Source organism: Streptacidiphilus jiangxiensis, assembly GCF_900109465.1.
Classification (GTDB): Bacteria; Actinomycetota; Actinomycetes; order Streptomycetales; family Streptomycetaceae; genus Streptacidiphilus; species Streptacidiphilus jiangxiensis.
Window position 1 is genome coordinate 140031 of sequence record NZ_FOAZ01000001.1, and the last position, 19766, is coordinate 159796.

The 19766-nt window shown below is 73.1% G+C and carries 16 protein-coding genes; 8 read left to right on the plus strand and 8 right to left on the minus strand.

The window, feature by feature from the left end:
• The first annotated feature begins 118 nt into the window (after positions 1–118).
• The 4 genes from BMY61_RS00620 to BMY61_RS00635 all read left to right on the plus strand — a co-directional run bounded on the left by BMY61_RS00620 (position 119) and on the right by BMY61_RS00635 (position 3773).
• On the plus strand, positions 119–574 hold the full coding sequence (locus tag BMY61_RS00620) for a hypothetical protein (RefSeq protein ID WP_042453711.1): 456 nt from the start codon (positions 119–121) through the stop codon (positions 572–574).
• 15 nt (positions 575–589) lie between these two features.
• A complete protein-coding gene (locus BMY61_RS00625; RefSeq protein WP_042453686.1) occupies positions 590–1036 on the plus strand; it encodes a Zn-ribbon domain-containing OB-fold protein in 447 nt (148 codons plus the stop codon).
• Between the two features lie 285 nt (positions 1037–1321).
• Positions 1322–2716 (plus strand): L,D-transpeptidase family protein, encoded by a 1395-nt coding sequence (locus BMY61_RS48705; RefSeq protein ID WP_425314652.1) that lies wholly within the window; start codon positions 1322–1324, stop codon positions 2714–2716.
• Between the two features lie 109 nt (positions 2717–2825).
• Positions 2826–3773, plus strand: coding sequence for a beta-ketoacyl-ACP synthase III (locus tag BMY61_RS00635; RefSeq protein ID WP_042442037.1), 948 nt, complete (start codon positions 2826–2828; stop codon positions 3771–3773).
• Positions 3774–4017: 244 nt separating this feature from the next.
• On the opposite strand, the gene BMY61_RS00640 is transcribed toward BMY61_RS00635, so the two are convergent.
• Both BMY61_RS00640 and BMY61_RS00645 read right to left on the minus strand, forming a co-directional pair.
• Positions 4018–4365 (minus strand): hypothetical protein, encoded by a 348-nt coding sequence (locus BMY61_RS00640; protein ID WP_143094113.1) that lies wholly within the window; start codon positions 4363–4365, stop codon positions 4018–4020.
• Positions 4366–4496: 131 nt separating this feature from the next.
• Positions 4497–5744 carry a thiolase C-terminal domain-containing protein gene (locus BMY61_RS00645; RefSeq protein ID WP_082014683.1) on the minus strand — a complete coding sequence of 416 codons (1248 nt, stop codon included), beginning with the start codon at positions 5742–5744 and terminating at the stop codon, positions 4497–4499.
• A 133-nt stretch (positions 5745–5877) separates the two neighbouring features.
• Between BMY61_RS00645 and BMY61_RS00650 the strand changes: the two genes are divergently transcribed.
• Entirely contained in the window at positions 5878–7167 is a 1290-nt protein-coding gene (locus BMY61_RS00650; protein WP_042442039.1) for an acyl-CoA dehydrogenase family protein, read from the plus strand.
• On the plus strand, positions 7164–7631 hold the full coding sequence (locus BMY61_RS00655) for a nitroreductase family deazaflavin-dependent oxidoreductase (RefSeq protein ID WP_042442040.1): 468 nt from the start codon (positions 7164–7166) through the stop codon (positions 7629–7631). Before BMY61_RS00650 ends, BMY61_RS00655 begins: the two co-directional genes overlap by 4 nt.
• A gap of 311 nt (positions 7632–7942) precedes the next feature.
• Here BMY61_RS00655 and BMY61_RS00660 read toward each other — a convergent pair whose 3' ends face one another.
• Together BMY61_RS00660 and BMY61_RS00665 are read right to left on the minus strand one after the other, a co-directional pair.
• On the minus strand, positions 7943–8590 hold the full coding sequence (locus BMY61_RS00660) for a TetR family transcriptional regulator (RefSeq protein WP_042364995.1): 648 nt from the start codon (positions 8588–8590) through the stop codon (positions 7943–7945).
• Between the two features lie 148 nt (positions 8591–8738).
• Positions 8739–10202 (minus strand): SAM-dependent methyltransferase, encoded by a 1464-nt coding sequence (locus BMY61_RS00665; RefSeq protein WP_042442041.1) that lies wholly within the window; start codon positions 10200–10202, stop codon positions 8739–8741.
• A 340-nt stretch (positions 10203–10542) separates the two neighbouring features.
• On the opposite strand from BMY61_RS00665, the gene BMY61_RS00670 reads away from it, so the two are divergent.
• On the plus strand, positions 10543–13236 hold the full coding sequence (locus tag BMY61_RS00670) for a serine/threonine-protein kinase (protein ID WP_042442043.1): 2694 nt from the start codon (positions 10543–10545) through the stop codon (positions 13234–13236).
• A gap of 559 nt (positions 13237–13795) precedes the next feature.
• Here the strand turns inward: BMY61_RS00670 and galE are convergent.
• The 4 genes from galE to BMY61_RS00690 all read right to left on the minus strand — a co-directional run bounded on the left by galE (position 13796) and on the right by BMY61_RS00690 (position 17762).
• Entirely contained in the window at positions 13796–14770 is a 975-nt protein-coding gene (gene galE / locus BMY61_RS00675; protein ID WP_042442044.1) for a UDP-glucose 4-epimerase GalE, read from the minus strand.
• A gap of 90 nt (positions 14771–14860) precedes the next feature.
• Positions 14861–15577 carry a polyprenol monophosphomannose synthase gene (locus BMY61_RS00680; protein ID WP_236655839.1) on the minus strand — a complete coding sequence of 239 codons (717 nt, stop codon included), beginning with the start codon at positions 15575–15577 and terminating at the stop codon, positions 14861–14863.
• A gap of 424 nt (positions 15578–16001) precedes the next feature.
• Positions 16002–16463, minus strand: a complete 462-nt coding sequence (locus tag BMY61_RS00685) for a Zn-ribbon domain-containing OB-fold protein (RefSeq protein WP_042442046.1) — start codon at positions 16461–16463, stop codon at positions 16002–16004.
• Positions 16464–16619: 156 nt separating this feature from the next.
• Positions 16620–17762: a lipid-transfer protein gene (locus BMY61_RS00690; RefSeq protein ID WP_042442047.1), complete on the minus strand. Its 1143-nt coding sequence runs from the start codon at positions 17760–17762 to the stop codon at positions 16620–16622.
• 213 nt (positions 17763–17975) lie between these two features.
• Between BMY61_RS00690 and BMY61_RS00695 the strand changes: the two genes are divergently transcribed.
• A complete protein-coding gene (locus BMY61_RS00695) occupies positions 17976–19553 on the plus strand; it encodes a FadD3 family acyl-CoA ligase (RefSeq protein ID WP_042442048.1) in 1578 nt (525 codons plus the stop codon).
• The last annotated feature ends 213 nt before the right edge of the window (positions 19554–19766 follow it).

Consider the following 19766-nt stretch of genomic DNA (forward strand, 5'->3'; position numbering starts at 1 on the left):
ATCTGACGTACCATCAGATTACTGTCGGGAGTGCTCCGCAGGAAGACGCCAAACTGACGCTGCGTCAGAAAATCCTGGAGCCTGGTGGAACCGATTGGGGAGGACGCGCGTGCAGACGGTGCACACCTACGGGCTGTCGGCGGCCCAGTGGCTGGCGGTGCTGCGGATCGGGCTCGGCCTGTGGTGGCTGGAGAGCTGGCGTCACAAGGACAAGAAGGGCTGGCTGCAGCGCTCGACCGGCATCGAGTGGGCCAAGGACGTCGCCTCCCGCCACCGCTGGGCCTTTGTCCGGGGCTCCTTCGACCGCATCGTCGCCCCTCGTCCCCGGGCGATGGCCTACGTCGTGGTCCTCGCCGAGCTCGCCCTCGGTCTCGGCCTCACCTTCGGCCTGCTCAGCCCGATCGCGCTGGCGGCCGGACTGCTGCTCAACCTCCTCTACTTCGTCCTGATGATCCACGACTGGGCCGAGCAGGGGCAGAACCTGATGATGGCGCTCGTCTCCCTGGTCTGCCTGCTCGCCGCGAGCTGGCAGTGCTGGTCGCTCGACCGCGCCTTCCACCTCTTCGGCGCCTGACCTCGGAGCTGTCTGATGACGACCCACCGCACCGACCTGCCCGAGCCCGACGCCTTCACCCGTCCCTACTGGGACGCGGCCGCCGAGGGTCGCCTGCTGCTGCGCCGCTGCGGCGCCTGCGGCCGTGCGCACCACTACCCGCGCGAGTTCTGCCCCCACTGCTGGAGTGAGGACGTGGCCTGGGAGCCGGCGAGCGGACGCGCCGTCCTCTACACCTGGTCGGTGGTCCACGCGAACGACCTCCCACCGTTCCGGGACCGGCTGCCCTATGTCGCCGCCGTGGTCGAGCTCGCGGAGGGACCTCGGATGATGACCACCCTGGTGGACTGTGATCCGACAGGCCTTCAGATCGGTATGGAGCTTGTGGCCGACTTTGTCGCATTTGCCGTCGGCGACGAGCCCGGGCCGCGCGTCCCCGTATTCCGGCCGTCGCCCGACTCGCGCTCCCACTCGGGAGCCTGACGCTGTGTGGCACCTGTGACCTTAGACACATCGGGTGATCTGTGTGCTGACCGTCCGCTGGACTGCGACGGAGTGGTTCGGCCCTGGCCTCTTCGGCGTGTCGCAGGCTGACCGGCGCTCAAAAAGGGCTGATCCCGGGCACGGCGTTGCCGGGTGCCCTCACTCGATGGGGGTACCGTGACGCGGGTGACGCCTGCACATCAGGGTGCGGGCGGACGGCCTGAGAGGTGGTGGCCAGCGGCTCACCCGGCCCGCGTCACGACGACCACCTGCGAGGATCCAGCTATGCCCAGCCACGCCCGCCACGGCTCCGGGGCCCGCCCCGAGCCAGCTCCGCACGCCGACGCGCACCACCACGACGCGCCCTACCAGGACGCCGGGTACGACGACGGCGCCGCGTACGGCGGCTACGGCGCTCACGACGGCTACGGCACGCCGGTCCACGCGGACAGCGCCTACGACGCTCAGGGCTACGAGAGCCAGGGCTACGGCGGTCAGGCCTACCGAGGTCAGGGCTACGGCGGTCAGGCCCAGGGCGGTCAGGCCTACGACGGCCAGAGTCACGGTGGCCACGGCTACGGCGGCCAGGGCTACGAGCAGGCCGGCTACCAGCAGTCGGGTCACACCTCCGCCGGACACAGCTCCGCCGGTTACGCCTCCGCGTACGAGTACGACCCCGTGTACGCCGCGGATCCCGGGTACGACCCCGTGTACGCCTCCGGCGGCCCCGCCCACGAGCAGGGCGGCCCGGAAGAGCACCCCCACCCCTCCGCCGCTGCGGCGAGCGCGCCGCGACGCGGCGGCAGCCGCGCCGCCTCGGCCGGCGGCCAGGGGCCGCGTCCCACCCGCGCCCAGGCGCGGGCCGCGGCGCGCGCCCGCACGCGGCGCAAGCGGCGCATGCGCAACGGGTTCCTGGGTGTCGGTTCGGTGGCGGCCGTCGCGGTGATAGCGGTCGCCGGCTTCGTGAACCCCCACCACGGCGCGGCCAGTACGACCGCCCAGTCGGACACCTCGGCCGTGCCGGTCGCGGGGCGCACCGGCGACGGCGACGCGTCCCGTTCGGTCGACCGCGCGACCCCGGCCGCAGCCGTCAGGCAGCTGCCGGGCCTCGGCAAGACCTTCCTGGCCAAGGTTCCGGCCGGCGCGCAGCAGGTGCTGCTCGTCACCGGCAAGGGCAAGAACCAGAACACCGGCACCGCCGTCCTCTACACCCGCACCGCCGGCGGCGGCTGGATGCCCGGACCGACCTGGGCCGCCCGCAACGCCAAGGACGGCTGGACCACCGACCACCACGCGGGTGACCTGCACAGCCCGATCGGTGTCTACTCGCTGACCGACGCCGGCGGTCTGGACCCGAACCCGGGCACCAAGCTCCCCTACCTCCGCTCCTCCGCGTTCCAGGCGCCGGGCACGGGCTTCGAGGGCGAGTCGCTGGCGGACGCGTTCGACTACGTCGTCGCCATCAACTACAACCACGTCCCCGGCACCTCGCCGCTGAGCCCGGAGCGCCCGATGGGCGCCTCGCGGGGCGGCGGCATCTGGGTCCACGTCGACCACGGCGGCCCGACGCACGGCTGCGTCGCGCTGGCCAAGAACGACATGCGGGCGTTGCTCCAGGCCCTGGATCCGTCGAAGCACCCGGTCATCGTGATGGGGGACGCGGCGTCGCTCGCACAGTGATGCGAGTGTCGCACGAAGTGAGGGTTTGTCCGGGATCTACAGCTCCTACCGATGGATCCTGTACCAAGTCCTCTCAAGCGACCCGTCGGTAATCGGCTTGAGTGGAAGCATGACAGGTTCCCGCATCGTCGCGTTGGGTCACTACCAGCCGTCCAAGGTGCTCACCAACGCCGAACTGGCGCTGCAGGTCGACACCAGCGACGAGTGGATCACCTCCCGGGTCGGTATCCGCACCCGGCACATCGCAGGCCCGGACGAGACGGTCGCCGACATGGCGTCCCGCGCCGCGGCGAAGGCCCTGGCGGCCAGCGGCTTCGACCCGCAGAGCGTGGACCTGGTCGTCGTCGCGACCTGCACCGCGATCGACCGCAGCCCCAACACGGCCGCGCAGGTCGCCGCCCGCCTCGGCATCCCCGCTCCCGCCGCGTTCGACGTGAACACCGTCTGCTCCGGCTTCTCCTACGCCCTGGCCACCGCGGACCACGCCCTGCGGGCGGGCGCCGCGCGCCGCGCGGTGGTGGTGGGCGCCGAGAAGATGTCGGACACCGTCGACTGGACCGACCGCACCACTTGCGTGATCTTCGCCGACGGCGCCGGCGCGGCGGTCCTGGAGGCCACCGACGACGGCTTCGAGGGCGTCGGGCCGGTCGTCTGGGGCTCCGACCCGGCCAAGGGCGACGCCGTCCGCATCGACGGCTGGGACCCGACGATCAGCCAGCAGGGCCAGACCGTCTTCCGCTGGGCCACCACCCAGCTCGCCCCGATCGCCCGCCTGGCCTGCGAGCGCGCGGGCGTGCGCCCGGAGGAACTGGCCGCGTTCATCCCGCACCAGGCCAACCTGCGCATCATCGACGCCATCGCCGCCAAGCTCGGCCTCTCCCCGGACGCCGTCGTCGCCCGCGACGTGGTCGAGTCGGGCAACACCTCGGCCGCCTCCGTCCCCCTGGCCCTGTCCAAGCTCGCCGAACGCGGCGAACTCCGCTCCGGTGCCCCCGCCCTCCTCTTCGGCTTCGGCGGCGGCCTCGCCTACGCCGGCCAGGTCATCCGCTGCCCGTAGCGACGGACGCGGCGCCATGCTCGCGGGGGACGCGTCCCCCGCGAGCATCGTCCGTTCCGGCCTCGAATCGAGCCACCGCCGACTGCGTCATGTCGGCACGCCGCCCGAGCTCCGTCTGGGACGAGCTCGGCCTGGGAGATGCCGGGCTCGGGCCGCCGCAGGCGAACGGACTCTCCGAGCTGCGGTTCCTCCTCGTCGAGCGTATGCGCCTCGCGTCGACACCCTCCGAGCGCCCGCTGTCGGTTCACCCGTCCGTGGGGAGGTGGGTCCGCGCGTCGGCTGCGGACGACTGTGCCTCGTGCGCGTCCAGTGCCGCCCGTAGGAGGCGGGCGCGGTCGGGGTCGGTCGGCGGGACGCGGTGGGCGGCGGCGATCGCCTCGGTGAGGAGGGTGGCGCGGAGTGCGGGCGCGGGCCCGCCCTTGTCGCACCAGAGCAGCAGGGAACGGACGAGATGGGTCAGGTAGCGGGGGTCGACGCGGATCAGCAGGCGGTAGGCGTCCGTCCGTTCCTGGTGCGGGAGCCGGTCGACCCCCAGAAGCTTCACTCGGGCGCGGATGACCATGTCGGGATGGATGTTCTCGGCAGAAGTCATGACGGAGATGTTCGGCCCTGACGGCAGGTCGGAACAATGGTCCGCCGGTGTGCGATCGGTCCTACCCGAACCCCCGCTGACCTGCCATGATGGTGACGCTCACACATCCGGCGGGCCCGCGCGGGCCCGCGTCAGCGCCCCAGGACGAGCGTTCCCGAGGAGCAGAACCAGCCGCCCGTGCCGCTCACCAGCGCCAGCTCGGGGGAGCCCGGCACCTGACGCTGTGGCGCCGACGTCGCGTACTCGCGCCGGAGTTGGCGCACCGCCTCGACGACGAGGAAGAGGCCGCGCATGCCCGGGTGGCAGGCGGAGAGGCCGCCGCCGTCGGTGTTGGTGGGCAGCTCGCCGTCCCGCAGCAGGCGGCCCGCCTTGGCCTCGACGAACGTGCCGCCCTCGCCCTTCGCGCAGAAGCCGAGGTCCTCCAGCATCACCAACGGCATGTAGGTGAAGGCGTCGTAGAGCTCGCACAGGTCGATGTCGGCGGGGGAGACCCCCGCGCGCTCGAAGGCGAGGCGGCCGGAGACCGCGGCCGGGGAGACCGTGAAGTCCTCCCAGTCCGACATCGTGCTGTGGCTGAGCGCCTCGCCCGTGCCGAGGACCCAGACCGGATCGTGCCGGCTGTCCGCCACGTACTCCTCCGCGGCCAGCAGCACCGCGCAGCCGCCGTCGGAACGGATGCAGCAGTGCAGCTTGGTGAACGGGTCGGCCACCATCGGCCCGTCCAGGACCTCGTCGACGCTGATCGGTGTCCGGTACATCGCGTCCGGGTTGGTTGCGGCGTTGGCCCGAGCCTGCACCGCGACGCCCGCCAACTGCTCGGCCGTCGTGCCGTACTCGTGCATGTGCCGACGGGCGGCCATCGCGTACTTGGCGATCAGCGTGTGCCCGTACGGCGCCTCGAACTGCAGCGGCCCGCGGGCGCCGAGCGACAGCGCGGCGGTGCGGCGGCGTGCCTTCAGGTCCGCGCGGGCGGTCGAGCCGTAGACGAGCAGGACCGCGTTGGCGTGCCCCGCCGCGATCGCGTCGGCGGCGTGCGCGGCCATGACTTCCCAGGTCGAGCCGCCGACGGAGGTGGAGTCGGTCCAGGTCGGCCGCAGCCCCAGGTACTCGGAGACCTCCACCGGCGCCAGGATGCCCAGGCCCGCCGAGGCCACGCCGTCGATCACGTCCTTGGACAGGCCCGAGTCCGCGAGCGCGCGCCGCGCGGCCTGGGCGTGCAGCTGGAACGCCGTCGCCTCGTCGACCCGTCCGCAGTCGCTGAGCGCGACCCCGACCACGGCCACCCGACGGCGTCGGCGCGGCGCGTCGTCGGCCGGGACGGGGTGGTGCAGCGGGCCGGGGGCGACGGTGGCGGAGGGCGAAGGACCAGCAGCAGTCATAAATCTGACGGTACATCAGATCTGCTCTCGCGCGCCCCTGTCCGGCGCAGACGGTGGAACCTAGTATGACGAACCGTCAGATCTACTGTCTGCGCCTCAACGCGGACGAAGCGGCTGGAACCCAGGAGGCGGCATGGATCCCGCGCTCACCCAGGAACAGGACGAGATCGCCCGCGCCCTGCGCGACGCGCTCTCCAAGCAGGCCGGGATGGAGGAGGTTCGCGCGGCCGCCGCCACGCCCGTCGGATACGACGCCGAGCTGTGGCGCAGACTGGCCGAGCAGCTGGGCCTGGCCGGCCTCGCCCTGCCCGAGCGGCACGGCGGCACCGGGCTCGGCCCCGTCGAGCTGGCCCTCGCCTGCGAGGAGGCCGGACGCGTGCTGCTGCCCTCGCCGCTGCTCGCCAGCTCCGTCCTCGCCGCCACCGCGATCGCCGGCTGCGCCGACGCGGCCCAGCGCGACGACCTGCTCCCCGCACTCGCCTCCGGCGCCCGGACCGCCGCTCTCGCCCTCCCCGGCACGCCCGCGCTCGCCCTCGGGCTCGTTCCGGACGCCAATCCCCAGCCCTTCCTCGGCGACGTCCCGTCCGGTGGCGGCCGCGCCGGGGGCATCCAGGCCAAGCCCGCCGACGACGGCTACTGGACCCTCTACGGCGAGGCCGTCCACGTCCTCGACGGCGCCCGCGCCGACCTGCTCGTCCTCGCCGCCCACGCGGGCGGCTTCCCGCGCGGGCGCACCGTTCTCTTCGTCATGGACGCGGCCGGTGCGGGAGGCGGTGCCGCAGCCACCGGCTCGGGCGCCTCCGGTGCCGGGGGCGGCGCGCCCGGCCTGCGCCGTGAGCGCAGCGCCGGCATCGACTCGACCCGCAGCGTCGCCCGGGTCGAGCTGCGCGACGTCCTCGCCCGTCCGCTCGGCGACCCGGCCCGTGACGCCGGCCCCGTGCTCGCCTCGGTGGGCCGTCTCGCGGCCGTCGCCGTCGCGGCCGAGGCCGTCGGGGCAGCGGCCCAGGCACTCGCCAGGACCGTGGAGTACGTGCAGGCCAGGCAGCAGTTCGGTCGCGCGGTCGGCTCCTTCCAGGCGGTCAAGCACCGTCTCGCCGACGTCTACGTGGCCGTGGAGACCGCCCGCTCGGCGATGCTCTACGCCGCCTGGTCCGCCGTGACCGCGCCCGAGGACCCGGTACCCGCGCTGTTGGCCCTCGCCCACGCCCTCACCGCCCAGCGCACCGCCGCCGCGGAGGCGATCCAGCTCCACGGCGGCATCGCGATCACCTGGGAGCACGACGCCCACCTGTACTTCAAGCGCGCGGCCGCGGACGAGCTGCTCTTCGGCCCGCCGCATCTGCTGCGCGCCCGCGCGGCCGAACTGTCCGGCGTGCTCGCCGCGACGGGTACCACCCGCACGGGAGGGGCGACGACCCGATGAAACTGCTGGAGACCGCGATGCAGAAGGTGTCCGCGACGCCGACCTTCGCCCGGATCGCCCCCTCCGTCGTCCCGCGCCTGGACAAGGCGGTGCACAGGCTGAGCGGCGGCAAGTTCATGTTGAGTCAGTGGATGCTGCCGTCGCTCTTCCTGACGACGACCGGCCGCAGGAGCGGGGAGCCGCGCACCACCCCGCTGGCCTGCCTGCCGCAGGGGGACGGGTTCCTCGTCGTCGGCAGCAACTTCGGCCGGACCTCCCACCCCTCCTGGACGGGCAACCTGCTCGCCGACTCCGACGCCGTCGTCGAGCACCGTGGCCGCACGGTGCCCGTCCGGGCCCGGATGCTCGCCGACGACGAGCGCGCGGACGCCTGGGCGGCGCTGTTGCGGATGTGGCCCCCGTACGCGCAGTACCAGGCCCGGGTGGAACGCGAGATCCGCGTCTTCCGCCTGGAGCCGCGCTAGCGGCGATCCAGGGGCGCGCGGAACTGCGCGACAAGCCATCCGCGGCCCTGAGATCCCGAGTGGACAGGGCTGTCCGCCTGGCGTGGGTTTCTCGCGCAGTTCCGCGCGGCCCTGGGGGTGCAACCCAAGGCAAAGGAAAAGGGGCGGCGTCGTCAGGTCATCGACGACGCCGCCCTTGGCGGCACGGGCCGTGGGCGCGCAGGACCTACCTCCCCCGAGGCACAGCCCCGGCGCTCACGCCGGCGGACAGGCGACCGGGCCCCACGGCTCCGTAATGATCTTGTTGTGATCCCGTTGGTGGCCGGGACGGCCTACTTCGGGGGCTTCTTGCCCGTCATACCGAGGTAGACCAGCAGAGCCAGGTTGGGGGTGAGCTCCTTGGCCTTGACGCCCCAGGAGTCGAATCCCTTCTGGTGCTCCGCGACGGCGGCCAGCATCGCGACCAGCGACCCGGCGACAGCCGGCGCGCTGACCGACTTGTCCGCCTTGCCGGACGCCTGCATGGCCTTGAGCGAGTCCGTGAGGGAGTTGGTCACGGCGTTGAGGATCTTCATGCGGATCTTGAAGAACCGCTTGTCCCCTTCGGCCGCACCCAGCGTCACCACACGAAGGATGGCCTCGTTGTCGCGCCAGAAGGAGAGGAAGCCGTCGACCAGCTCCTCCGCCGTCTGGTAGCCGGCCTTGCCGACCCACGACTTGTCGGCGACGAGGTCCTTGAGACCGGCGCCGTCCTTGGCCATTTCATCCGCGATCTCGAGGACAGCGCCCTCGACGTCGGGGAAGTACTGATAGAAGGTTGCGGGGGAGGTACCCGCCATCCGGGCGACGTCGATGACCTTGACGTCCCGGTAGGGCGAGGTCGCGAGCATTTCGCGGAGGCAGTCCAGCAGCTTCTGCCGCGTGGCCTGTCCACGACGCCCGGCGACACGCCCGTCGACGGTGCGAACTTGTCCTGTCATGCCGTCAGTTTACCGTGGCAAGATCCGGGCGCTATTCGGCGGGAAATCTGAATGCTCCGTCAGGCTGACGAGGGCTCTGCTGGGGCCCAGGAAAGGCGCCAGCAGGCCCCTGATCAGCTACTCCGTCCCGGGGGTCGATCCGCGCCCGTCAGACCTCCCCGTTCTCTTCCGGCCGTACGGGGTCGAGATCCAGCCACGCGCCACGGCTGAGCGGCAGTCCACTGAGGCCCTCCGGGCCGGTCCTGACGGCCAGGACCTGGTTGACACCGATCCGGTTCTCCTCGAAGGCCAGCGCCGAGGCGGCCATGTAGAGGCGCCACACCCGGGCCCGGCCCAGCCCCGCCAGCTTGACCGCCTGCGTCCACTCCTCCTGCAGGTTGGTCACCCACCGCCGCAGCGTCAGCGCGTAGTGCTCGCGCAGCGACTCCACGTCGCGGACCTCGAAGCCCGCCCCCTCCAGCGCCGCGACCGTGCTGCCGATCGGCGCCAGTTCGCCGTCGGGGAAGACGTAGGCGGCGATGAACGGGCTCAGCCGGTACGCCTCCCCGCGGGCGTCGGGACGCCGGGCGATCTGGTGGTTCAGCAGCCTTCCGCCCGGCCGCAGCAGGCCGTACAGCGTCCGCGCGTACCGCCGGTACATGGCCGAGCCCACGTGCTCGGCCATCCCGATGCTGGAGATCGCGTCGAACGGGCCGTCATCGATCTCGCGGTAGTCCTGCAGCCGGACCTCCAGCCGGTCCGTCAACCCGGCCTCCGCGATCCGCTCCCGGGCCAGCCGCGCCTGCTCGGCGGAGAGCGTCACACCCACCCCGCGGACACCGTAGTGCTGGGCGGCGTGCAGCAGCATCGAGCCCCAACCGCAGCCCACGTCGAGCAGCCGGGCGTCCGGGCCCAGCCGGTGCAGCCCGAGCTTGCGGCAGACCAGGTCCAGCTTGGCCTTCTGGGCCGCCTCCAGCGTGGTCGTCCCCGGCGGCCAGTAGGCGCACGAGTAGACCATCGACGAGCCCAGCACCAGGCGGTAGAAGTCGTTGCCGACGTCGTAGTGGTGACTGATCGCCGCCCGGTCGCGGCGCAGCGTGTGCACCGGCCCGCGGGTGTGCCGCATCTCCTCCGGCGGGATCGGCGGACGCGGCCCGAGCGCGCCCAGACGCGCGGCCGTGGCGACCATCCGGCGTGTGTCCGGGCCGAACAGGGCCCGTGGGTTGCCCGGGGTGAGCGCCGATTTCAGGTCGAAAGGCCGCAGGGACAGCTCGGGCCGTTGCTCGGTCAGCCGGCCGATGCGGCGCAGCAGCTCGTACAGGCCGGTCAGGTCGGCGCGGTCCGGGTCGTCCGGGTCGTCCGGGTTGTCGTCGTCGCCGTCGCCGTCGTCGGCGTGGGTCGGGTCGCCGTCCTCGTCGGGCAGCGTGATCGCACCGGACACGTAGGCGCGGGCCAGGCCGAGCTCGTTCGGCGCCCAGAGCAGGTGCCGGAGCGCACGGCGGTCGGTCAGCGCCATCAGCGGCGCGTCGGCCGGACCGGCCTCGGAGCCGTCCCAGGTGCGGACGCGGAACGGGGGCTCCTCGCCGAGCAGCTCGGTCAGCAGGGTGTACAGGTCATGGGCACTGTCGCTCATCACGACTCCTCGAGGATCGTCAGGCCGCTCGAAGGTGGTGCGGGAGGTTGGTGCAAGTGGGTGGTGCAGGCCGTGCCGGGTGTACCGAAGGTTGTTGCATCCACCAATCTAGATCGCATGTGCCCCGTCGTCGTGGATTCACACGGTCCCGACGGCGCGTCGCGGATTCCCAGGCCGGGCCGTGTGGTTGCCGGACTGTGGCGTGATTGTGGCGAGGGTGTGGCTGATGTCCCTCCCGGCGGGTTGGCCTGGGGGGCGTCCGGACATGGAGAATCAGTGCTGCGCCTGTCCTGCTCTCCTGCCGGCGGCGCTGACGACCCAACGGGGAGGTGCTGAGGACGTGGACCAGCTGACGGCGCACGATCCCAGACGGATCGGGCCCTTCGAGGTGCTGGGCCGGCTCGGCGCGGGCGGAATGGGCTTGGTCTACCTGGCGCGTTCGGCGGCAGGCCGCCGGGTCGCCATCAAGACGGTCCGTGCGGAGCTGGCCGAGGACCAGCTCTTCCGGGTCCGTTTCGCCCGCGAGATCGCGGCGGCACGCACGGTCAGCGGCTTCTACACCGCCGCGGTCGTCGACGCCGACGCCGACGCGGCCGTGCCGTGGCTCGCCACCGCGTACATTCCGGCGCCCTCGCTGGAGGACCTGGTCACCGAGGCCGGGCCGCTTCCCGTCGCCACGGTGCGCTGGCTGATCGCCGGCATCGCGGAGGCGCTGCAGTCCATCCACGCGGCCAACCTGGTCCACCGCGACCTCAAGCCCTCCAACGTGCTGATCACGGAGGACGGCCCGCGTGTGATCGACTTCGGCATCGCGGCGGGCGTCTCGCACACCCGCCTCACGATGACCAACGTCGCCGTGGGCACCCCCGCCTACATGTCGCCCGAGCAGGCGCGCGACAGCCGTGGCGTCAAGGGCTCCTCCGACGTGTTCTCGCTCGGCTCGCTGACGGTCTTCGCCGCCACCGGCCATCCTCCGTACCACGGGGCCAACCCCGTGGAGACGGTGTTCATGCTGCTCCGCGAGGCCCCGGACCTCGCCGGGCTCCCGGAGGAGCTGGCCCCCCTGGTCCGCGCCTGCATGCGTACCGCGCCCGAGCGACGCCCGCTCCCGGAGGAGATCGCCGCCGAGCTCGCACCGCACCTCTACGGTTCCGGTGACGGCAGCGGGGACGACGCGGGGGAGTACTTGCCCCCGGCGGCCCTGGCGCTGATCGAGCGCATGAAGGGCAAGCGCACGCCGCCCCCGCCGCCGTTCCAGCCGCAGCCCCCGCGCCAGCCGTCGGCGGGGCAGGTGCCGCAGGGCGGCGGCTTCCCGGGGCAGGGGCAGGGGCAGGGGCAGGGGCACGTTCACGCCGGTGGCGGTGCCGGTGGTGGTGGCGGTGGTGCCGGCGGCGGTCAGATGCAGGGCGGGCCGGACCCGTACGGTCGCCACGGCGGCTCCGCGCCGCTCGGGCCCGTTCCGCCGGTCGGTCAGCCGGTTCCGCCGGTCGGTCAGCCGGGGCAGCAGCCCGGCTACCCCGGCCACGTGGCAGGGCTCCCCGCCGCCGAAGGCGGGCCCGCGCCCGTCGGCGGGCGGCACGCCGCGCCCGTGCCGGGCACGCCGCCCGAGGCGGCGACGACCGCGCGACCCGTCGTGCACCTGCCCGGTGTGGCCGCGCCGATAGGGCCAGGCGTCCGCCTGCCCGCCCATCCGTCGTCCGAGCCCGTGGCACCGCCCACGACGGGCTGGGTCCGCCACGGCGGCTCCCACGCCGCGCCGGGCGTGCCGGCGGCCTCGGGCGCACCAGCCGTGCCCGCCGTCCCGGCGCCTGCGCAGCCGACCCCCTCGCACGCGTCCGCCCCGTCGGCACCCGCCGTTCCCCCGGAGCGACCGGGACCCGGGCCGGTGTCCGTCCCCGGGTCCGTGCCGGGGTCGGATCCGGGAGCGGTTCCGGGGGCGGACACACCGTGGCGCCCGTGGCGTTTCCGCATGTCCCACGACGTGTGGGGCTCGCCGGTCGTCTCGGACGGTGCGCTCTACGTCACCAGCTTCGGCGTCCACGCCCTCGACATCGCCAGCGGCCGCCGCCGCTTCCGCACCGAGAGCGTCGCCTGGGCCCTCGCCGTCGCAGACGGCCGGGTCCACGCTGCCGACGGCCCGAACCTCTTCACCCTGCAGGCCGCCGACGGCGCCGAACGCTGGCGCGTCGCCCTCGACGGCTGGACGTACACCCTCGACGCCGCCGGCGGCGCCCTCGTGGCCGGCACCCGCGGCGGCGGCGTCCACGTGCGCTCCGCGATCGACGGCAGCGAGATGTGGCAGGCCCGGGACGCCCAGCAGGCCTACGAGAACCCGGCCTCCGGCCCGTGCGTGATCGGCGACTCGGTCTACTACTACGGCGGCGGGTGCCTACGGTCCGTCGAGTTGACGACGGGTCAGCCCCAGTGGGCACTGCCGCTCGGCGAGGACGTCCCCTCCCGCCCGGTGCTCCACCGCGGTGTGCTCCTGCTATGCAGCGGCACCCGCGTCTACGCGGTGGACGAGCAGACCGGCGCGGAGCGGTGGCGCTTCGACGCCCCGGTGGTGCTGTTCACCTCACCGGCCGTCAGCGAGCACGGGGTCTTCGTCGCCGACTACCTCGGCACCGTCTTCGCTCTGGACCCGGCCACCGGCGGCGTCCGCTGGCACGCCCGCACCGGCGGGCGGCAGGGCGCGGAGCCCGTCGTGGTGGCCGAGGACAGCGTCCTGGTCGGCAGCGGCGACACGGCGTACGCCTTCGACGCCCGCACGGGCGCGGAGCGCTGGCGTTATGCGGCCCGTGCGGAGCTCGCCGGAGTCCCGGCCGCGGCCGACGGCCTGGTCCACCTCGGCAGCCGGGACCACTCCCTGCACACCCTCGAGCTCGCCACGGGCCGCCTGCGCTGGAAGCTCGACACCGGCGGCGAGATCACCGGCCCCCCGGTCACGGCCGACGGCCGCGTCTTCGCGTGCAGCAAGGACCACTGCGTCTACGCCCTCGACGCCGCCCGCGGTACGGCGACGACGAGGGAGTAGCCCACGGGCCGGGCCTCCCCAGGAGGCCCGGCCCGTCCGCCCGTCGTCGACACGCCCCGTCGGCGGGTCCCGCCGCGGATACGTCCGGCAGCCCGGGTCCCGCCGACTCTCGCCGATACGTCCGGCAGGCCGGGGCCCGCCGCCCTCGTCCAGCGCCGGGTCCCGTCGACACGTCGTCCCGCCGCCGGGTCCCGCCCGGCGTGGCGGCTCGGTGAGCCTTCAGCGCCGCGCTCCGGCGCGCCCGAGGCCATGGTCGGCGGCTTGGCGGGGCCGGTGGGCCGAGCGCCCCGCCGTCGGCGTGCACCGTTGAGGTACCGGCGGGAAGCCCGGCACGGGCTCCGGCATGCGTGGGCGGGCTAGCGGCTCCGGCAGGGGTTCTGCCGGATCTGTACCGCCCGTGCGTCCCGCGCGCCCGCCGACTTGCCCGCGCGGGCCTGAGGCCCTGGGGGCCGCCGCGTCGCAGGCACGCGTCGCAGACACGGGAGCGGGGCGCAGAACGGTCCCTGCGCCCCGATCAGTGCGCGGAGAGCAGCGCGCGGAGTGCACGCGCGGCCGCGCGTCAGGGGGCCGGGTGCCGCAGGCGCCAGCCGGCCCACGCGGAGGCGATCATCTCGCGCACGTCGAAACGCGCCTTCCAGCCCAGCTCCTGGGCGATCAGCTCGGCCGAGGCGACCACCCGCGCCGGGTCCCCGGCGCGCCGCGGGGTGACCTCGCCGGTCGCGTCCAGGCCGGTGACCTCGCCGATGACGTCCAGCATCTGCTGAACGGAGACGCCCTCGCCGCGACCGATGTTGAGGATCAGGTCGGTGCCGTCGGGGTCGTCGGTCAGCCGCCGCACCGCGGCGACGTGCGCCTCCGCCACGTCCGCGACGTGGATGTAGTCGCGGATGCAGGTGCCGTCGGGCGTGGGGTAGTCCGCACCGAAGACGCGCGGCGCCTCACCGGCGTCCAAGCGCTCGAAGACCATCGGGACGAGGTTGAAGACACCAGGGTCGCCCAGCTCCGGCGTCGCCGCACCGGCCACGTTGAAGTAGCGCAGCGAGACCGTGCCCATGCCGTGCGCGCGGCCCGTCGCGCGGACCAGCCACTCGCCGACGAGCTTGGTCTCGCCGTAGGGGCTCATCGGACGGCAGGGCGTCTCCTCGGTGACCAGGTCGACGTCCGGCATGCCGTAGACCGCCGCCGAGGAGGACAGCAGGAAGCGACGCACACCGGCCTCCGCCGCCGCCTCCAGGACGACGCGCAGGCCCTCGACGTTCTCGCGGTAGTACCAGAGCGGCTTCTCGACCGACTCGCCGACCTGCTTCTTTGCGGCGATGTGGAGCACGCCGGTGACGGCGTGCTCACGCAGCACGGACGCGAGCAGCGGCTGGTCCAGGGTCGAACCCTGCACCAGCGGAACGCCCTGCGGCAGCCGCGCCTGGTCGCCCGTGCTGAGGTCGTCGAGGACGACCACGCCGTGGCCGGCCTCGACCATCGCGCGGACAACGTGTGCTCCGATGTAGCCGGCACCGCCGGTGACAAGCCAAGTCATGCCGCCACTCTAGCGACGCCCTTCCGATGTGCGCGTAGGGTGACGACCCGACTGCGGCCCGCTACGGTCCGACCGCTCCCGCTCGGCTGCCTACTTGCTGCGGGAACGCAGCCGCAGACGCCACGGCACGAGTGCCGACTCCAGCTGCACGCCGAAGCTCATCTTCGACTCGCCCGCGCGCCGCTCCTCGAAGCGGATCGGGATCTCCAGCGCGCTGAAGCCCTTGTGGACGGCGCGGAACTTGAGCTCGACCTGGAAGCTGTAACCGGCGCTCTCCAGCGAGGCGAGGTCGACCGCGTGCAGCGCCTCCGCGCTCCACAGGTTGAAACCCGCGGTGATGTCGCGGACGCGGGTCGACAGGATCGTGCCGGCATAGGCGTTGGCCCAGCGCGACAGCAGGCGACGGTGCCAGCCCCACTCGTCGGCGAGCTCGCCGCCCGGGACGTAGCGGCTGCCGACGACCACGCCGGCGCCGGTGGAGAGGGCCGTGCCGAGCATCTGCGGGATGGCGAGCGCGGGGTGGCTGCCGTCGGCGTCCATCTGGACGACGTACTGGGCGCCCTCCTCGACGGCCAGCGACATACCGGCGGCGTAGGCCTTGCCCAGGCCGTCCTTGCCCTTGCGGTGCAGCACGCTGATGCGCGACCGGCCGTTGAGGGTGTGGCGCTCGGCCAGCTTCTCTGCCAGCTCGCCCGTGCCGTCGGGGCTGCTGTCGTCGACGACCTTCAGGTGCAGGCCGGGCAGGGGCAGCGCCATGACCTGCTCGACCGTCGCCTCCAGGCTGCCGATCTCGTTGTAGGTCGGCATGACGACCGTCACGGGCGTGTCGGCCCAGTCGTCGGGCAGCGCGGCGGGGATGGTCACGATGACTCCTGGTCCAGATTGCGGGGTCCGGCCGTGCATGCGCGGGGACAGGCTCGGACGACGTTGCACTGTAGTAGATGGAAGCAGACGTGCGGTGATGGTGCGGGGGAGTTCACCGCCGCGAAACGCACTGTTCCCAGGCCAGGAGTGACTGCTTCGGATTCACCCGGACGGACGACCACGCCGCGCCGCTGTCATTGACCTTCCCCGTCGTGGACGTCCTACTCCCGCCGGGTCCGCCCGCCCACCCCTCCATCCGCCGGCAGGACCGCCTGACGATCACCCACCGGCCGCCCACCTGCCGCCCGCCGGTCACCCGGCAGGCACCCGTCGGTCGCCCGCTGATCAGCCGCTCGTCAGCCGCCACTCATCCGCCGCACAGCGCCCAGCGCACCACCGTGACCTCGGGCGTGACCGCCTGGAAGACCGCCTGGACCGGCGCGCCGATGCGCAGCCGCTGCGGCGGAACCGAGTTCCACGGTGCATTGGGCCGCCGGACCGAGCCGGTCAGCGTGCCGACCAGACGTATGTGCGGGTCCTCCTCCAGCTCCACGACCGCCACGGGGTAGGGGGCCCGCTCCGCGTAGGCGGGCAGCAGCGGTGGGTGGGCGACGACGTAGGACCACAGGCGCCCACGTCCCGACATCAACTGCCACTCGTCGGTGAAGCTGCCGCAGTGCGGGCAGCAGGGGCGCGGCGGGAAGCGCAGCCGCCCGCACTCCGCGCAGGCCTGGACGCGCAGCTCGCCCTGGCGGGCGTAGGCCCAGAACGGCTCGCCGTCGTCGTCGGGCCACGGCAGCAGCAGCCCCTCGGCGGTCAGGGTGTCCATCTCGCAGCCTCCAGGTGCTCCGGGCCGGTCGGTCGGATCGCTCGGCTCGCTCGGATCGGTTCGCTCGCTCGGATCGGTTCGCTGGTTCCGTCGGCTCGGATCGGTTCGGTTCTGTTCGGTTCGGCGGTCGGTCCGGCCGATGACAGGTGCCCGTCGTCAGACGCGCAGCAGCACGGCCGAGGTCGGCACGCCCTCGCCTGCGGTGACCAGGCAGGTTGCCGCGTCGGGCACCTGCGCCGTGGAAATGCCGCGCAACTGCTTGACGCCCTCGTTGATCAGGTTGAAGCCGTGCACATAGCCCTCGGAGAGCCCGCCGCCGCCGGTGTTGATCGGCAGCCGCCCGCCCAGTTCGAGCGCGCCGCCCTCGGTGAAGGCCGCGCCCTCGCCGCGCCCACAGAAGCCGTAGCCCTCCAGGGAGAGCGGGATGAGGGGGGTGAAGGCGTCGTAGATCTGGGCGACGTCGACGTCTCCGGGGCCGAAGTCGGCGGTCTTCCACAGCTGTCGGGCGGCCGTCCAGGCGGGACCGGTCAGCGGGTCGTCGTTCCAGTAGTTGACCATCCCGTGGTGCTGCGCGGGCAGGCCCTGGGCGACCGAGTGGATGTAGACGGGCCGTTGGCGGCAGTCGCGGGCGCGCTCCGCGCTGACCACGACGCAGGCGAGGGCGCCGTCCGTCTCCAGGCAGTTGTCGTAGAGGCAGAGCGGTTCGCTGATCCAGCGGGCGTCCATGTACAGCTCGCGGGTGAGCGGGCGGTCGTACATGATCGCGTCGGGGTTCTGGTTGGCACGGTTGCGGCAGGCCAGTGCGACGTTGAACAGGTGGTCCCGGGTGGCGCCGTACTCGTGCATGTAGCGGCGGGCCAGCATGGCGATCTCGTCCGCGGGCCGCAGCAGCCCGAAGGGGCGGGTCCACTGCGCGGGCGTGGGCAGCTGCTGTGTCGTGTTGGTCCAGGGACGCTTGCCGCTGCCGCGTTTGCGGCTGCGCCAGGCGACGCCGACGCTGGCCTGGCCGGTGGCGACGGCCATGGCCAGGTGGGCGACGGTGGCGCAGGAACCGCCGCCACCGAAGCCGATCCGGGAGAAGAAGGTGACGTCGCCCGCGCCGATGGCCTTGGCGAGCTCGACCTCGTCGGTCTCCTCCATGGTGTAGGAGGCGAGGGCGTCGACCTCGTGGGGCTCGATCCCGGCGTCGTCCAGGGCAGCGAGCACGGCCCGGCAGGCGAGCGCCTTCTCGGACTCCTCGAGATGTTTGGCGAAGCGGGTCTGGCCGATGCCGACGATGGCCGTGCGGTCCCTGAGCATGGGCGGCTCCCGGAGTGCGAGTGCTCCTACAAGGCTGGAACAGGGCTGGGCCACGGAGGCGGTGGGCCACAGGGAAGATCTTCTGACGTACCGTCAGAATAGGGCGCCCGCCTCCCTTCCGGGAAGTCCGCCGTCAGCCTAATCTGACGATCAGTCACCTGCGAGGCGCAGGAGCGGAACGGGCCGAACGGCTCACCGGCGGAGGGGACGGTCATGCGCGCGGATCTCGAGTGGGGCACCATCGCCAACCTCGTGCAGGCGGCAGGTGACCGCTACGGGGACCGCGAGGCGGTCGTCGGCCCACGCAGCCGCATCGGCTACGCGGAGCTGGCCTGTCGGGTCCGGCGGGCGGCGGCCGGGGTCATGGCCGCCGGGGTCAGGCCCGGCGACCGCATCGGCATCTGGGCCCCGAACACCCCGGACTACGTCGTCGCCGCGCTCGGCGCGGTGAGCGCGGGCGCCGTGCTCGTACCGCTCAACACCAGGCTCAAGGGCGGAGAGGCGGCCGAACTGCTCCGGCGCACCCGGACCCGCCTGCTCTTCGTCACCTCCAACTTCCTCGGCGTCAGCTACGTCGCCGCCCTCAAGGCCGCGGGCCCCTTGCCGGAGCTGCTCACCACCGTCGTCCTCGGCGAGACCGCGGCTGTCCCCGGCGACCTGCTCTCCTGGCGCGGCTTCCTCGCCGCGGGCGCGGACATCCCCGATCGGGCCGTACAGGCCCGGATCGCGGCCGTCGCACCCGGGGACCCGGCCGACATCATGTTCACCTCGGGCACCACCGGCCTGCCCAAGGGCGCCGTCACCACCCACGCCCAGACCCTGCGGGCCTTCGACACCTGGGCCGACCTCTCGGGCCTCGCCGAGGGCGACCGCTACCTGGTGGTCAACCCGTTCACCCACACCTTCGGCTGGAAGGCGGGCATCCTCGCGTCCCTGATGCGGGGCGCCACGATCCTGCCCCAGCCCGTCTTCGACGCCGAGGCCGTGCTCGCCAAGATCGCGACCGAGCGCGTCACCGTCCTCCCCGGCGCGCCGACCGTCTACCAGACCCTGCTCGACCACCCCGCCCGCGAGCAGTACGACCTCACCTCGCTGCGCCTGGCCGTGACCGGCGCCGCCGTCGTCCCGCTGGAGCTCGTCCACCGCATCCGCGACGAGCTCGGCTTCGACACCGTCCTCACCGCCTACGGCCTGACCGAGAGCTGCGGCATGGTGACCATGTGCCGCCGCGACGACACCGCCGACACCGTCGCCGCGACCTCGGGCCGTGCCGTCCCCGGCGTCGAGGTCCGGGTCCGCAGCGCCGAGGGCAAGGACCAGGCGGCCGGCGAGCCCGGCGAGGTCCAGGTCCGCGGCTACACCGTCATGCGCGGCTACTTCGAGGACCCGGCCGCCACCGCCGAGACCTTCACCGAGGACGGCTGGCTCCGCACCGGCGACATCGGCGTCCTCGACGCGGGCGGCAACGTGCGGATCACCGACCGCCTCAAGGACATGTACACCGTGGGCGGCTTCAACGCGTACCCGGCCGAGATCGAACGCATCCTCGCCCGCCACCCGCTGGTCGCCGACTCGGCTGTGATCGGCGTCCCGGACCCCCGGCTCGGCGAGGTCGGCCGGGCCTACGTGATCCCCCGTCAGCAGCCGAGTCCGGAAGCGGCGTCGGAGCTCGTCGACTGGTGCCGTCGTGAGATGGCCAACTACAAGGTCCCCCGCGAGGTGGTCTTCGTCGACGACCTGCCGCGTAACGCCATCGGGAAGGTCCTCAAGGGCGAACTCCGCAAGCACTGACGTGCCCGTCCCCGCCCTCGTCTCCGACGCGACCTGCCCGACGCCGATCTGCCCCGACCTCGACCCCGACCCAGACCCTGACCCTGGCTGGTGCCGGTGCCGGGGGTGCCGGTCCCGGGCCCCTGGCCTCGCGTCCTCGCGCCTGGCTCCGGCCCGTGGCCTCGCACGAGGCAACGGCCCGTCGCCTCGCCTGCTCGACCTGCCAGCCTGGCC